General features: G+C 67.1%; 15 protein-coding genes, 1 tRNA gene and 1 pseudogene. 12 read left to right on the top strand and 5 right to left on the bottom strand.

Annotated elements, in window-relative coordinates:
• Nucleotides 1-615: 615 nt before the first annotated feature.
• The gene (gene map, locus ACZ5UM_RS00440) at nucleotides 616-1362 is read right to left on the bottom strand and encodes a type I methionyl aminopeptidase (protein WP_464846088.1); all 747 of its coding nucleotides are present in this window, start codon (nucleotides 1360-1362) and stop codon (nucleotides 616-618) included.
• Between the two features lie 143 nt (nucleotides 1363-1505).
• Here map and ACZ5UM_RS00435 point away from each other — a divergent pair, with 143 nt between their 5' ends.
• A complete protein-coding gene (locus ACZ5UM_RS00435; protein WP_464846084.1) occupies nucleotides 1506-2321 on the top strand; it encodes a histidinol-phosphatase in 816 nt (271 codons plus the stop codon).
• An 83-nt stretch (nucleotides 2322-2404) separates the two neighbouring features.
• Here ACZ5UM_RS00435 and ACZ5UM_RS00430 read toward each other — a convergent pair whose 3' ends face one another.
• The gene (locus ACZ5UM_RS00430; RefSeq protein ID WP_011196695.1) at nucleotides 2405-2650 is read right to left on the bottom strand and encodes a hypothetical protein; all 246 of its coding nucleotides are present in this window, start codon (nucleotides 2648-2650) and stop codon (nucleotides 2405-2407) included.
• Nucleotides 2651-2908: 258 nt separating this feature from the next.
• Here ACZ5UM_RS00430 and ACZ5UM_RS00425 point away from each other — a divergent pair, with 258 nt between their 5' ends.
• Entirely contained in the window at nucleotides 2909-3871 is a 963-nt protein-coding gene (locus ACZ5UM_RS00425; protein ID WP_464846081.1) for an NAD(P)H-dependent flavin oxidoreductase, read from the top strand.
• A gap of 278 nt (nucleotides 3872-4149) precedes the next feature.
• On the opposite strand, the gene ACZ5UM_RS00420 is transcribed toward ACZ5UM_RS00425, so the two are convergent.
• The 3 genes from ACZ5UM_RS00420 to ACZ5UM_RS00410 form a co-directional block, all read right to left on the bottom strand.
• Nucleotides 4150-4431 carry a DUF3243 family protein gene (locus ACZ5UM_RS00420; RefSeq protein ID WP_464846079.1) on the bottom strand — a complete coding sequence of 94 codons (282 nt, stop codon included), beginning with the start codon at nucleotides 4429-4431 and terminating at the stop codon, nucleotides 4150-4152.
• Between the two features lie 100 nt (nucleotides 4432-4531).
• Complete coding sequence (locus tag ACZ5UM_RS00415; RefSeq protein ID WP_464846077.1) at nucleotides 4532-4996, bottom strand: DUF2103 domain-containing protein; 465 nt, start codon at nucleotides 4994-4996, stop codon at nucleotides 4532-4534.
• A 97-nt stretch (nucleotides 4997-5093) separates the two neighbouring features.
• The gene (locus ACZ5UM_RS00410) at nucleotides 5094-5315 is read right to left on the bottom strand and encodes a hypothetical protein (RefSeq protein WP_464846075.1); all 222 of its coding nucleotides are present in this window, start codon (nucleotides 5313-5315) and stop codon (nucleotides 5094-5096) included.
• Nucleotides 5316-5497: 182 nt separating this feature from the next.
• Here ACZ5UM_RS00410 and ACZ5UM_RS00405 point away from each other — a divergent pair.
• The 10 genes and pseudogenes from ACZ5UM_RS00405 to thrS all read left to right on the top strand — a co-directional run bounded on the left by ACZ5UM_RS00405 (nucleotide 5498) and on the right by thrS (nucleotide 13869).
• Nucleotides 5498-5572 (top strand) — tRNA-Cys (locus ACZ5UM_RS00405).
• Between the two features lie 377 nt (nucleotides 5573-5949).
• Nucleotides 5950-6174 (top strand): hypothetical protein, encoded by a 225-nt coding sequence (locus tag ACZ5UM_RS00400; protein WP_464846074.1) that lies wholly within the window; start codon nucleotides 5950-5952, stop codon nucleotides 6172-6174.
• Between the two features lie 12 nt (nucleotides 6175-6186).
• Nucleotides 6187-6642 (top strand): annotated as a pseudogene (locus ACZ5UM_RS00395) (DsbA family protein); the annotation flags it as partial.
• On the top strand, nucleotides 6639-7073 hold the full coding sequence (locus ACZ5UM_RS00390) for a vitamin K epoxide reductase family protein (protein WP_464846072.1): 435 nt from the start codon (nucleotides 6639-6641) through the stop codon (nucleotides 7071-7073). The pseudogene ACZ5UM_RS00395 and the gene ACZ5UM_RS00390, both read left to right, overlap by 4 nt.
• A gap of 105 nt (nucleotides 7074-7178) precedes the next feature.
• Nucleotides 7179-8096: a putative sporulation protein YtxC gene (gene ytxC / locus ACZ5UM_RS00385; RefSeq protein WP_464846068.1), complete on the top strand. Its 918-nt coding sequence runs from the start codon at nucleotides 7179-7181 to the stop codon at nucleotides 8094-8096.
• A 203-nt stretch (nucleotides 8097-8299) separates the two neighbouring features.
• The gene (locus ACZ5UM_RS00380; protein ID WP_464848248.1) at nucleotides 8300-10315 is read left to right on the top strand and encodes a sodium-translocating pyrophosphatase; all 2016 of its coding nucleotides are present in this window, start codon (nucleotides 8300-8302) and stop codon (nucleotides 10313-10315) included.
• 125 nt (nucleotides 10316-10440) lie between these two features.
• On the top strand, nucleotides 10441-10806 hold the full coding sequence (locus tag ACZ5UM_RS00375) for a thioredoxin domain-containing protein (protein WP_464846065.1): 366 nt from the start codon (nucleotides 10441-10443) through the stop codon (nucleotides 10804-10806).
• 18 nt (nucleotides 10807-10824) lie between these two features.
• Nucleotides 10825-11064 carry a thioredoxin domain-containing protein gene (locus tag ACZ5UM_RS00370; protein ID WP_464846064.1) on the top strand — a complete coding sequence of 80 codons (240 nt, stop codon included), beginning with the start codon at nucleotides 10825-10827 and terminating at the stop codon, nucleotides 11062-11064.
• Nucleotides 11065-11107: 43 nt separating this feature from the next.
• The gene (locus ACZ5UM_RS00365; RefSeq protein WP_464846062.1) at nucleotides 11108-11563 is read left to right on the top strand and encodes a PaaI family thioesterase; all 456 of its coding nucleotides are present in this window, start codon (nucleotides 11108-11110) and stop codon (nucleotides 11561-11563) included.
• Nucleotides 11564-11913: 350 nt separating this feature from the next.
• Entirely contained in the window at nucleotides 11914-13869 is a 1956-nt protein-coding gene (thrS, locus tag ACZ5UM_RS00360) for a threonine--tRNA ligase (protein ID WP_464846058.1), read from the top strand.
• The last annotated feature ends 13 nt before the right edge of the window (nucleotides 13870-13882 follow it).

Below are 13882 nucleotides of genomic sequence, written 5' to 3'. Positions count from 1 at the left end.
GGGGATGTTCGCCAGGGCCTCTGGGGTGGCCCCCAGGGGTGCCCTCGAAGGATACCCCGAGGGGGTTTACCGGGGTTTGATACAGTCGGCTTGATACAGTCGGCCCGTTTTCCCGGTCCGTTTTGATACAGTCGTCGGGCATGCGGCGGTTATGCAGCGCTATGCGCCCTTCCGAACAGGGGTATTCGCGCCCCCGCACCGGGGCCGGGACCCGTCACGGGCATGCGGGTGACCGATCAGGGTCTGACGTTGACATAACCCGAGCGTGCGGTTGACGTAAGGTTCCCCGGGGCGGGCGAAATCCCCAGGGATCCCCCGGCTCTTGATACAGTCGCCGGGAAAACGTCGTGACTGTGTCTCTGACTGTATTGTATCAGGGCCCGATTTCGGCCCGACTGTATCCCTTCACTATTGAACTTCATGCAGAATCGCTGCATATCCATGCATTTGAGCGCCCTGTGTCGTCTGCAGGGCGCTCGCAGGTGGACTACCGTGTTCCCGCCAGACCATGGCCCCCCCGTGCCGCCCGAGCAAGCAGCCCGGAAGGCCGGCAGGGCCGTGCGCAAGCCCGCCTGCGCCTCGTGCGCGGGCGGACCGGTCGGGTGTCATGCGGAATCAGAGCTTCGTCAGGATCTCCGGTCCGTTGTCCGTGATCGCGATGGTGTGCTCGTACTGCACGCAGATCGAGCCGTCCACCGTCCGGGCCGTCCAGCCATCCGGGTCCAGCTTCGAGCGCCAGTCGCCCAAGGTGATCATCGGCTCGATGGCGATGGTCATGCCCGACCGGAGCGCGATGCCCGTGCCCGGCTGGCCGTAGTGGGGCACCTCCGGCGGCTCATGCAGGTTCTGGCCTACCCCGTGGCCGATGTACTCGCGCACCACGCCAAAGCCGTGGCTCTCCGCCAGGCTCTGGATCGCGTGACCGATGTCGCCCATGCGGTTCCCCGGCAGCGCGACCGCAATGGCGGCATACAGCGCCTCCTCGGTCACCCGCATGAGCTCCTGAACCGACGGCGAGACCTCCCCCACCGCGTACGTCCAGGCGGAGTCGCCGTGGTACCCCTTGTAGTAGGCGCCGATGTCGATGGTGACCACCTGGCCGGCCTTCAGCCGCTTCCTGCTGGGGAAGCCGTGGCAGATCACGTCGTCGACCGACGCGCAGATCGAGGCCGGAAAGCCGTTGTATCCCTTGAAGCTCGGGGTGGCGTTGTGCTTCAGCAGGAACTGCTCGACGAACTCGTCCAGTTCCTTCGTGGTGATGCCGGGCTCGATCTTCTCCGCCAGTGCGGCATGGCACTCGGCCACGATGCGCCCGGCGTCCCGCATGATCGCAATCTCACGCTGCGACTTCAGTCTGATCAACATGAAGCCTCCTACTGGATCTGGTTCTCCCTACATCCTAGCGCATATCCGTCCTTACCGGAAGTCAATATGATGAAAACTCCGCACCGGAAGGAGACCGCACTGCCAGGGGCGAACAGAGGGCCGGAGGAGGGAGATCCACCTTGCTGAACCGGCTCGCGGATTACCACATGCACACGGTGCGCTGCGGCCACGCCGCGGGCACCATGGAGGAGTACGTGGAGGCCGCCATCGCCCGGGGGCTGGGCGAGATCGGCTTCTCGGAGCACGTGCCCATGTACTGGCTGCCCGAGGCGCAGCGCGACCCCACCGCGGCCATGTCCATGGGCGAGCTGGAGGCGTACGTGGGCGACGTGCTGCGCCTCCGGGAGCGCTACCCCGAGATCCCCATCCGGCTGGGGCTGGAAGCCGACTTCATCCCCGGGCGCGAGGAGGACCTGGTCCGGCTGCTGGAGCCGTACCCCTGGGACTATGTGATCGGCTCTGTCCACTTCCTGGGCGACTGGAACTTCGATCACCCGGACCTGGTGCACCGCTATGCCGAGTGGGACATCGGCGAGCTGTACGAACGGTTCTTTGCCCTGGAGCGGATGGCGGCCGAGAGCGGCCTGTTTGACATTCTTGCCCACATCGACCTGATCAAGAAGTTCGGCCACCGCCCGGACAGGGACCTGCGCGGCCCTTACGCGGAGCTGGCGGACGCGATCGCCCGGTCCGGCGCCGCCATCGAGCTTTCCACCGCCGGGCTGCGGAAGCCCGTGGGCGAGCCGTACCCGGCCCCGGCCCTGCTGAAGGCCTGCTGCGACCGGGGGGTGCCCCTGGTCATCTCGTCGGACGCCCACGCCCCGGGCGAAGTGGGATGGGGCTTCGAGGAGGCCCGGGCGCTGGCCCTCGAGACCGGCTTCACCCACACCGTGCGGTTCGAGGGACGGCGCAGGCAGACCGTGCCCCTGGTCTGAAGCCGGCGGCGATCGGATCCCTCTGACGGGTCGGATACACAGAGCGAGCGGGTCCTCCCTGACGGGAGCCCCGCTCGTCTTGTCTAGATGCCGAAGCCCTTGCCCGCCGGGTAAGCTGCGATTCCCGGGATGCCGGCAGTGGTTGGGTACGCGGAGGGAACGGTCGCCACGGTCGTCACCGGCACGGCGTACTCGTAGACGCGGTAGACCGTCGCGTTGGCGGCCGGGTAGGCGGCCGCGCCCGGGGCGATGAACAGGTCATCCGCGCCGGCCTGCGCGCCGATAAACGGAGAGAAAGCCGGGATCTTGCCAAAGCCACCGTAATGCAAAGCGGTGCACCTCCTCTCCTACACAGTCTATGGATGCGGGAGGCGGCTGGTGAAAGGGGCCCCGCCCAGCCCATCATACGCCCGTCGGGGGAAGGGAGTGCCCGGGGCGGAGCTCTACGCACAGATGGCTGCAGGTCCCGTGAAACGGAGCCGGCGGTTCACCGCCAGCATGGCCGGGCTCACAGAAGATTCGTGATCCCGTGAGAAGGATTCGCCTCCGTGCCGGGTTAATACTTGGGGGGAGGAGGTAGAGCGGAGATGTTGCGTACCCGACTGTGTGAGCTGCTCTCGATCGAGTACCCCATCATCCAGGGCGGCCTGGCCTACCTCGCCCGGGCCGAGCTGTGCGCCGCGGTGTCCGAGGCCGGCGGGCTGGGCCAGATCACCGCCGCGACGCTGAGCGACCCCGAGGAGCTGCGCCAGGAGATCCGCCAGGTGAAGGCCCGCACGCGCAAGCCCTTCGGCGTCAACTTCGCGATGGGCTACCGGTCCCTGGAGCCGTACATCGACGTCGCCCTGGAGGAGGGGGTGCGCATCGTCACCATCACCGGCGGCAACCCCGAGCCTTACATGAAGTACATCGATGCCCGGGTGCCGGGGGTGAAGAAGATCATCCTGGTGGCCGGCGTGCGGGCGGCCCAGAAGGCGGAGTCCCTGGGGGCGGATGCGGTCATCGCCGTCGGGTACGACGGCGGCGGGCATCTCGGGCGCGATGATGTGGGCACCATGGCGCTGATCCCCCGCATCGTGGACTCGGTGAAGATCCCCGTGGCGGCGAGCGGCGGCATCGTCGACGGCCGCGGCCTCATGGCTGCGCTGGCGCTGGGCGCCGACGGCATCGAGATGGGCACCCGTTTCGTCGCGGTCCAGGAGTGCCCGGCCCACGAGGCCTACAAGAAGCTGCTCCTGGAGACCAGGGAGAACGAGACCATCATCATGGAGCGCTCCATCGGCCGCCCGGCCCGGGTGCTGAAGACCGGCGGGGCCCAGCGGGTGCTGGAGGCCGAGGCCCGGGGGGCCACCCTGGAGGAGCTTCTCCCCCTCATCTCGGGCAAGGTCAACGCGAAGGCCGCGCTGGAAGGGGATATGGAGGAAGGGTTCGTCTACGCCGGCCAGGGCGTGGGCCTCATCCACGACATCCCCACCGTGGCCGAGCTCTTCGGCCGCATCCTGACCGAGGCCCGCGCCATCGGCGAGCGTCTCCGGGGGCTCGGGGTCTGATCCCCGGAAGGGCGCCTGTCTCCGGAGCCGGACCGGAAAGCCGTGCCCGGAGCGGGCAGGGAAGCGGTGCCCGGAGCGGGCAGGAAAGCGGTGCCCGGAGCGGGCAGGGAAGCGGTGCCCGGAGCGGGCAGGAAAGCGGTGCCCGGAGCAGGCAGGAAAGCTGTGTGCGGGGCGGGCAGGAAAGCGGTGCCCGGAGCCGGGCGGGAGAGCTGTGCCCGGAGCCAGGAAAACAGCTGTCCCCGGGTCGTCCAGGATGACCCGGGGACAGCTTTTCCCTCTTAGTGCACCTTACCGTCAGAGACCATCTTCGTGACCATGCTGGCGAGCGCCTTCCGCTCGTCCTCCGTGCCGACGTCCCACAGCTCCTTCAGCAGCCGCTGCTCGCGGTTGCGGGGGTCGACCCTTTCGGCCAGGAAGTTGCCGATGTTGGTCGCGATGTTCGTGATGGTCGAGTCCGAGGCGCCGGTGGAGCGCTTGAACTCCTTGACGCGGTCAGAAAGGAACTGCTTCCACTGCTCGAACGACTCCAGGATCGGGGTGTTGGGAGACACGTTCTCCATGTTCGCGCTGACCTCCTAAGCGGATTCCATCGGATGTAGACCGTGGTCTCAGCCGGTAGTCTGCGCACTCGTCCCCCAGATCATCCCTCGTGCGGGCCCTTCATTTGCGCGCACAGCGCGTGTGCGCGTAGACCAGCCGCTTCCGCCCGAGCACCGCCGCGCGGGTGCTCGCGCGCATGAGCCGCCCGCAGACCGAGCAGGGCATGTCGGAGGGCAGCGTGACCGTCCTGAGCGGTTCCGGCGCCTGCCGCCGCGCCGCCGGCGCCGGGCGCTTCGCCTTCCAGTCCACGATGCCCTCGGCGCCCAGCCACTCCAGCACCGCCTCTTTCTCAGGCGCGACGATATAGACCTCCTGCACCGCTGTGCCGTTCTTGGCCAGCAGCCGGAGGCCCGTTTCGGTAAACCGCTGGAAGGTGACTTCAAAGCCCTGGGTGCTGAGCGGGCGGATCGGCCCGGGGATGATGCTGGTCACCTGCTCGCACTCGGCGATCTGCTCCAGCACCGGCCACAGGCGCTCGATCACGCTGTGCTCCCGCTTGATCTTGCCGGCGCGATACTTCTTCAACGGATCTCCGTCCTCAGCGAAAATGGCTTCTTCCTCAACTGTACCCCAGATCGCGCCCGCTGCGCTACCCCCGCGCCCACGGGGGGCCGTTCCGGGCCTAGTTGCCGAAGATGGCCCCGATCGTGGCCTGCAGCAGGTTCTGCTTCCCTGCGACCAGGAAGAGGGTCATGCCGCAGATGAACAGGAACGTGCTGAACAGCGCCGGGACACGGGTCCTGGCGAAGGGCCCCACCTTGGCCAGGAGACCGGTGGCCACGGCGAGGATGCCGTTGGCGATCAGGAACAGTACCCACCACAGGATCAGTTCGCTGACACCCATCGTAGCGCCTCCCCCGTCGAGAAGTGAAATGGTGACAAGAGACCGTTGCCGCTGCCTAATTATAGACGAAAGTTTCGATAGGGTCTAGTCCGAAAGGGAGGACGAAGCGGGCCTTTCGGGCATGCAGTCCGACGGTTGACGCTGCTCCGCGGTCTGTGTTAGAATGAGCGTTGCCGTCAGACGGTGGGTTGGCGAAGTGGTAACGCGGCGGTCTGCAAAACCGTTATCCGTGGGTTCAAATCCCACACCCACCTCCAAGTGCGTGACGCCCGGCTGGTGTACACCAGCCGGGCGTCCGGCCGTTCATGCGGAGGGTCGGGCCCAGCGCCGCCGCCCGGGTGGCGGGCACAGGACCGGGTTCACACCATCTTTCCCGGTTACATAACATGGACCGGAGGTGGGGTCTGTGCTGTATGGTAAGTTCTGGAAGTCCTTCTTCAAGTGGCCTTACTGGAAGTTCTCTAAGTTTCCCTGGGGAATCTAATGTAGGAAGGGCGGGCCTGGTGGCGGGCCCGCCCGCTGCGCGCCTGCGCGGGTGATTCTTCCGCACGGCGGGAGGAGATGCGCCCGGCGCGGCCAAAATAAGAGGTTACAAACGCAGGTCCAACCACGGATCAAAGGATGTGCTTGAGCAGTGCGCACAACTCGTCGAAGCAGGGGACGTTCCTCTCGGGTCTGGGTGGTCTCCCTGGCGGCCGTCGCGCTGGCGGCGGGCCTGATCGGGGCGAGCGTGTGGTCGGCCAGGAGCAGCAAGCCGGGCGGCCCGGGCGTCAGCGACGCCGACCTGGGCGCCGTCCCGGGCGCCATGGGCCCCGCGGACGCGAAGGTGACCGTCATCGAATACATGGACTACGTCTGACCGGCCTGTGCCACGGCCCACAGGGTCGTGGGTCCGCAGTTGGCGGACATGGCGGCGGCGGGCGACATCCGGTTCGAGATCCACTACCTGCCGATCTTCCCGGCCACCGGCCCGGCGATCGTCGCGGTGGAGTGCGCCGGCGAGCAGGGTTACTGGTGGGCGATGCACGACCGCATCCTGGAGGACCAGACCAACGGGATCCGCGCCCGGCAGACGGTGGAAGACCTGGAGGCGCTGCTCTCCGACTACGCGTCGCAGCTGGGGCTGGACATGGCGGCGTTCGGTCAGTGCCAGGCCTCGGAGGCGGCGCTCGAGGGCATCATCGACCGGGTGAACGCGCAGATTGCCGGCGCGCAGGAGCTCGGCATTCGGGGAACGCCCACATTTGTCGTAAACGGCGTACCGCTCGAAGTCGATTCCTTTGACGACGTCGTAGAGGCGGTGCGAAAGGAGCTGAACCGCGAGTGAGCTTGAGACGGCTGCTTCAGGCAATCGGCGTTCTGGCCCTCCTCGGGCTGGCCATCTCGCTGTACCTGACCTGGGTCTACACCACGGACCAGGTCGCGATCTGCCTGGGCAGCGGCGGCTGTGAGACCGTGCAGTACAGTCCCTACGCCTGGATCCTGGGGATCCCGATTCCCACGCTGGGCGCCGGCGCGTACCTGCTGGTGCTGGTCCTCGCCGTGCTGGGCCTGCGCGGCGCGCACCCGGCGGAGTGGATCGTGCTGGCGCTTTTTGGGACGGCGCTGGTCGGCCTGCTGTTCTCCGCGTACCTGACGTACCTGGAGCTGTTTGTCATTCACGCGATCTGCCTCTGGTGCGCGGTGTCGGCGGTGATTCAGGTCTTCCTGTTCATCCTGGCCGTGCTGGGGTGGCGGCGGTTCCAGGAGGCTGTATAGCTTTTTCGCGGCCGGTCATATACTACTACGGCAGATACCCTCGGCTTCGAGACGCTTCATGCGATCCCTCGGAGCCGATTTCCTTCAAAGAGGGGTGAAACGGCCGTGCACGCGATCACGATAGGGACTGCGGCAGGAATCGACGAGATTCGCCAACGTCTGGACGACGAGTTCCGGTTCCTCCAGGAGGAGGGCGTGAAGGTCCGCATCGGCCAGTCGCACAGAGGCCCCTTCGCCTTTCTCGACTGCGAGGTCGACGCTGCTGCCCGGTCGTCGCAGACAGATGCCCTGTTGCGCCACTATGTCGCCAACGCCCTGTCCGACGTGATCGTGGAGAAGTGGGAGAGCGATCTCATCCGGAAGATCATCCGCGGCTCGTACTCCTACTTTTCTCGGGACGAGCAGGATCTCATCGCCGATTACACCGGACGCACCCTGAACGCCGGCAGTGACTCCCCCCACGGATACAAGGTCAACCGCAAGAGCCAGATCCTGCACCGGCTGCGGGACTACTTCGACACCGCCGACGAACTGGTGCTGGAGGGCTTCGTCCACTTCCGGCTGCGCGATTACATCGAGGAGCTGGAAGACGCCGTGGACCGTGCGGTTGATGAGTTCCTGATGGAGCGGGAGCACCGCGAGTTCATCCGGCTCCTCCGGCACTTCGTGGAGATTCAGGAACCCCGCATCGACCATGTCCACGTGCTCCTGGGTCCCGGCACCGCCTTCCGGCTGGTCGATGACGACGGCGGCGCCATCCGCAGCGAGTCCCTGGAGGAGTTCGTGGTGGAGATGGTGGACAGCGAGGTCAGTTACGAGGACCTGCTCATCTCCGCGCTGATCACGCTTGCGCCCCGTGCCCTTACGGTCCACGCCACCGACCGGCCGCCCGGCCGGGATGAGGCCCTGGAGACGATCCTGGGCGTGTTCGGCGACCGCACGGCGCGGTGCGAAGGCTGCCACGTCTGCCGTCCATCCCGGGTCCAGGCCTGCGAGCCATCCCAGGCCACGCTGCACCACTAGGTGCAGGCCCGTGCTGACACAAGAGGAGGGCCGACCGCCCTCCTCTTGCTGTTTCCTGAGTAGTCCGTTTGGGCAGACTCATTTCCTGATTTCGTTCGTCTATTTGTTGCGTCTGACATAGGAGGAATTGTCCCCTCCCTTGGATAACTAGCATTGGGTCAGTCTACGCTAGAGTTTGGAAAGGAGATCGGATCCCAGTGAACATGGCAAGTCTGGCCTGGACGGCCCCGGCTGCAGGCGTGCTCGCGCTCATTGTGGCCGCGCTGCTCGCCAGCAAGATCCGCCGGCAGGATCCAGGCACCCCGCGTATGCAGGAGATCGCCGCCGCCATCCACGACGGCGCCATGGCCTTCCTCAACCGGGAGTACCGGACCCTCGTCTTTTTTGTGCTCGCCCTGGCCATCATTATTCTGATCGCTGGCTTCACCACCGACGCCATGCAGTGGCAGACCGCCATCGCCTTCGTGGCCGGCGCCCTCTGCTCGGTGCTGGCCGGCAACTTCGGCATGCGGGTCGCCACGATGGCCAACGTCCGCACGGCCAACGCTGCGCAGCACGGCCTGAACCGGGCCCTGGACATCGCCTTCTCGGGCGGCGCGGTGATGGGCCTCTCCGTCGTGGGCCTGGGCATGCTCGGCGTCGGCGTGGTTTACCTCATTTTCGGTGATCCGGACATCGTGAACGGCTTCGCCCTGGGCGCCTCCTCCATCGCCCTGTTCGCCCGCGTCGGCGGCGGCATCTACACGAAGGCCGCGGACGTCGGCGCCGATCTGGTGGGCAAGGTGGAGGCCGGCATTCCGGAGGACGACCCCCGCAACCCGGCCGTCATCGCCGACAACGTCGGTGACAACGTGGGCGACGTGGCCGGCATGGGCGCCGATCTCTTCGAGTCCTACGTCGGCGCCGTCATCGCCGCAATGGCCATCGCCGTCGTCGACAAGGACATCGACCCGAACCTGGCCGCGCTGCCCTTGCTGATCTCGGCCGGCGGCATCGTCGCCTCCGTCATCGGCACCCAGTTCGTGCGCGGCAAGGAGGGCGGCAACCCGGCCAAGGCCCTGAACGCCGGCACCTACGCAGCGGGCATCCTCACCCTCATCATCGCTGCCGTCATCTCGTTCCTGGGCTACGGCACCCACATCTACTTCACCGCCGTTGTCGCGGGCCTGATCGCCGGCATCCTCATCGGCCAGCTCACCGAGTACTACACCTCCGGCGACTACGGCCCCGTCAAGTCCATCGCCGATGCCTCCCGGACCGGCCCGGCCACCAACATCATCTCCGGCCTGGGCGTCGGCATGATGTCCACCGCCCTGCCGATCCTGGTCATCGGCGTCGCCACGCTGGTGGGCTACCTGGTGGGCGCCTCCAGCGGCCAGGGGCTCTTCACCATCGCCCTGGCGGCCGTGGGCATGCTCTCCACCACCGGCATGACCGTCGCGGTGGACGCCTACGGTCCCATCGCCGACAACGCCGGCGGCATCGCCGAGATGAGCCACCTCGATCCGAAGGTCCGCAAGACCACCGACACCCTCGACTCGGTGGGCAACACCACCGCGGCCATCGGCAAGGGCTTCGCCATCGGGTCGGCCGCGCTGACCGCCCTGTCGCTCTTCGGCGCCTTCGCCACCGCCGCGAACCTGGGCGACGTGTCCCTCACCGACCCGAAGCTGATCGTCGGCCTCTTCATCGGCGGCATGCTGCCCTTCCTGTTCGGCGCCCTGACCATGAACGCCGTCGGCCGGGCCGCCATGCAGATGGTGGAGGAGGTCCGCCGGCAGTTCCGGGAGATCCCGGGTATCATGGAGGAGAAGGCCAAGCCCGACTACGCCCGCTGCGTGGACATCTCCACCGGCGCCGCCCTGAAGGAGATGGTCGTCCCCGGTCTGATGGCCGTGGCCGCGCCGCTGCTCATGGGCTGGCTGGTGGGCGTCACCGCCCTCGCGGGCCTGCTGGCGGGCGCGCTGGTGACCGGCGTCATGATGGCCATCATGATGGCCAACGCCGGCGGCGCCTGGGACAACGCCAAGAAGTACATCGAGGCCGGTCACCACGGCGGCAAGGGCTCTGAGCCGCACAAGGCGGCCGTCGTCGGCGACACCGTCGGCGACCCCTTCAAGGACACCTCGGGCCCGTCCATGAACATCCTGATCAAGCTGATGACCATCGTGTCGCTGGTCTTCGCGGCGACCTTCGGCAGCGGGCTCCTGCCGTTCTAGACCCATCTGTGCTGAGGCCGCCCCGCCACCGGGGCGGCTCTCTTCTTCTACTGCGCCCACCCTTTCGCGACAGGTGTCGGACACCGGAGCGGCGAAAAGTTCCTGACCGGGGAGGAGTGTCTGCGGTGCGAGTGATATCGGATGCGGCGCTGGCGCAGGCCCGCGCCCGGCTGAACCGGATGGTGGGACCCGTGGTGCTGCGGGTGCCGTCTGACAGCGCGCAGATGCGCGCCCTGGCGGAGCAGCTGGCCGACGGCGAGCTGCTGACGGTGGAGCCCTGGCCGGGAGAGGGGCTTACGCTGCTGGACGGCTACGGCAGGGATACGGGGATGGTCTTCGGCGACCTGCCGCAGGGCCAGGAGCTGGTCGCCCTGGTGGAGGCGATCCTGGCCGCTTCCCGGGGCGGATCGGTCCTCTCGCCGCTGGGCCGGCAGCAGGCCGCGGCGCTGCCTGCGGGCACCCGCCTGCAGGTGCTCACGACCCCGGCCTGACCGCGGTGCGTCCAGGCCGTGCGCCTGGCCCACGAGATCGCCCTGGAGAGCCGGGGGCGCGTGACGGCTGTTGCCGTCGACCTCTTGCAGCACCCCGACCTGGTGGAGCAGTACGGGGTGAACACGGTGCCCTACTTCATCCTGGATGAACGGCTCGGGCTGGCCGGGCCGGTGCCCGAGCTGCACCTGCTGCAGTGGCTGTCCGACAACGCCGGGTCGTCCGCCCCGGCATCGTCGGCCGATGCGGATCCGTGGTAGAATAGTCGGGGAGGATCTCCTGCCGAAAGGGGCCGGTAGTTGTATGAGCGAACCGTTTGTCTCTGAGCGTGATCACCTGCAGGGTCTACACTGGCAGTGCTTCGGCTGCGGTCAGGAGAACCGGCTGGGACTGCGTCTCAACATACGGCTGGTCGGCGACAGGACCGAGTGCACCTTCACGCCCATCCCGGAGTTCCAGGGCCCGCCGGGGGTCACCCACAGCGGCATTATCGCCACGGTGCTCGATGAGGTGATGAGCCAGCTGATCTACGCGCAGCTGCAGCTGGCGGTCACCCGCAAGATCGAGATCACCTACCGCCGTCCGCTGCGCGTGGGGCAGACCTACTACTTCAGCGCGTGGATCGTCAAGCAGAACACCCGCATCATCGCGGCCAAGGCCGAGGCCCGCGACGCCGAGGGCAACCAGGTCGCCCGGGCCCGGGGCATCTTCGCCCCGATGGACGAGGAGCGGGTGGCCAAGTTCCTCGACAAGGATTAGGCGGCGCACCCGGGGCCCTTCGTCTGCGCTTGACACGCCCGGAACACCGTGGTATGCTTGCACACAAATCCGGAAACAGCGATGATCGGGGACAAGACCACGTTCATCCCCTGCAGAGAGGGAGCGCCGCAGGCTGAAAGCGCCCCGGGGCCCTGTGCGTGGGAAACCACCCCGTAGCTGCCCGCCGAAGCCGGAGGGGGATAAGGCGGGAGGGGGCGCCCTGTACAGCGCGCGAGAGCCCGGCAGCGCGCCGGGAAGAAGGGTGGAACCACGGGAGCACGGCCTCTCGTCCCTTGCGGGACGGGAGGTTTTCCTTTTATGACTTACTTTGGAGAAAGGGGCTCGACAGCATGTCCAGCGTCGTGCACGTCACGCTGCCGGACGGCAGCGTGCGGGAGTACCCACAGGGAATCACGATCGCCGAGGCGGTGGCCCAGATCGGCCGGGGGCTGGCCAAGGCCGCGCTCGCGGCGAAGGTGGACGGCCGGGTCGTTGACCTGTCCGCCCGGCTCGAGAAGGACTGCACCCTGCAGGTCCTGACCTTCAAAGACGAGGAGGGCCGCGAGGTCTTCCGCCACACCTCCACCCACATCATGGCCCAGGCGGTGAAGCGGCTCTTCCCCGAGGCCAAGCTGACCGTCGGCCCGCCCCTCGAGAACTCCTATTACTACGACTTCGACCTGCCCCGGCCGCTGACGCCCGAAGACCTGGAGAAGATCGAGGCCGAGATGGCGAAGATCGTCGAGGCCGACTACCCGATCGTCCGCCAGGAGCTGGACCGGGAGGAGGCCAAGCGGTTCTTCGCGGAGCGGGGCGAGGACTACAAGGTGCTGCTGATTGACAAGATCCCCGAGGACGAGGTCGTCTCGGTCTACAGCCAGGGCGAGTTCGTCGACCTGTGCGTGGGGCCGCACCTGCCCTCCACCGGCCGGGTGAAGGCGTTCAAGCTGCTGAACGTCGCCGGCGCCTACTGGGAGGGCAACCAGGCCAACAAGCAGCTGCAGCGGGTCTACGGCACTTCTTTTGAATCGAAGAAGGACCTGGAGCAGTACCTGTTCCAGCTGGAGGAGGCCAAGCGGCGCGACCACCGTAAGCTGGGCCCGGAGCTGGGGCTGTACCGCTTCGAGGACGTGGCCCCGGGCTTCGCTTTCTGGCTCGACAAGGGCTACCGGATCTACCGGGAGCTGGAGAACTGGAGCCGGAGGCTGCAGGAGGCCCAGGGCTACGAGGAGGTCAGCACGCCGTGGATCGTCTCGTCCAAGCTGTACGAGACCTCGGGCCACTGGCAGCACTACCGGCACAACATGTTTGAGATCCGGTCGGAGGACCAGGACTTCGCCACCAAGCCGATGAACTGCCCGTGCCACTGCGTGCTCTACAAGGCCGAGCTGCGCTCCTACCGCGACCTGCCGCTGAAGATCGCCGAGTACGGGCCGCTCTCCCGCTACGAGCCCTCCGGCACGCTCCACGGCCTGCTCCGGGTGCGGGGCTTCCACCAGGATGACGCCCACCTCTTCGTCCGCCCGGACCAGATCGAGCAACAGATCCGGGAGGTCATCAGCCTGGTCGACACCATCTACGGCACCCTGGGCCTGGAGTACGAGATCAAGCTCTCCACCCGGCCCGAGGACTTCATGGGCGAGATCGAGCTGTGGAACGAGGCCGAGGCCGCCCTGGCCCGGGCCCTGGAGGGCATGGGCCGCAGCTACAAGCTGAACCCCGGCGACGGCGCCTTCTACGGGCCGAAGCTGGATTTCGACGTGACCGACGCCCTGGGCCGCAAGTGGCAGTGCGCCACGGTGCAGCTCGACTTCCAGCTGCCCATCAAGTTCGATCTGAAGTATATCGGCGAGGACGGCAAGGAGCACCGGCCGGTGATGATCCACCGGGCGATCATGGGCACGCTGGAGCGGTTCATCGGTATCCTCACCGAGCACTACGCTGGCAACTTCCCGCTCTGGCTGGCCCCCGTGCAGGTGCGGGTGCTGCCCATCACCGACCGGCACCACGACTACGCCGGCGAGGTGGTGGCGAAGCTGCAGGAGGCCGGCCTGCGGGTGGAGAGCGACCTGCGCAATGAGAAGGTCGGCTACAAGATCCGCGAGGCCGAGCTGCAGAAGATCCCCTTCATCCTGGTGGTGGGCGACAAGGAGGCCGCCTCCGGCGCCGTAGCGGTGCGCCGCCGCGGCATGAAGGACCTGGGCCCCATGCCGCTGGCGCAGTTCCTGGAGCTGGCCGTGGGCGAGGTCGAGTCGAAGGCGATGGACGAGGCCTGCCGGAAGGCGGCTTCTGGGAAGAAGGAGTAGCGGCGCGTTCCGT

The organism is Symbiobacterium ostreiconchae (genome assembly GCF_055396975.1).
Note: the sequence above shows the minus strand (reverse complement) of the source record. Positions and strands in the feature narration are given on the sequence as shown.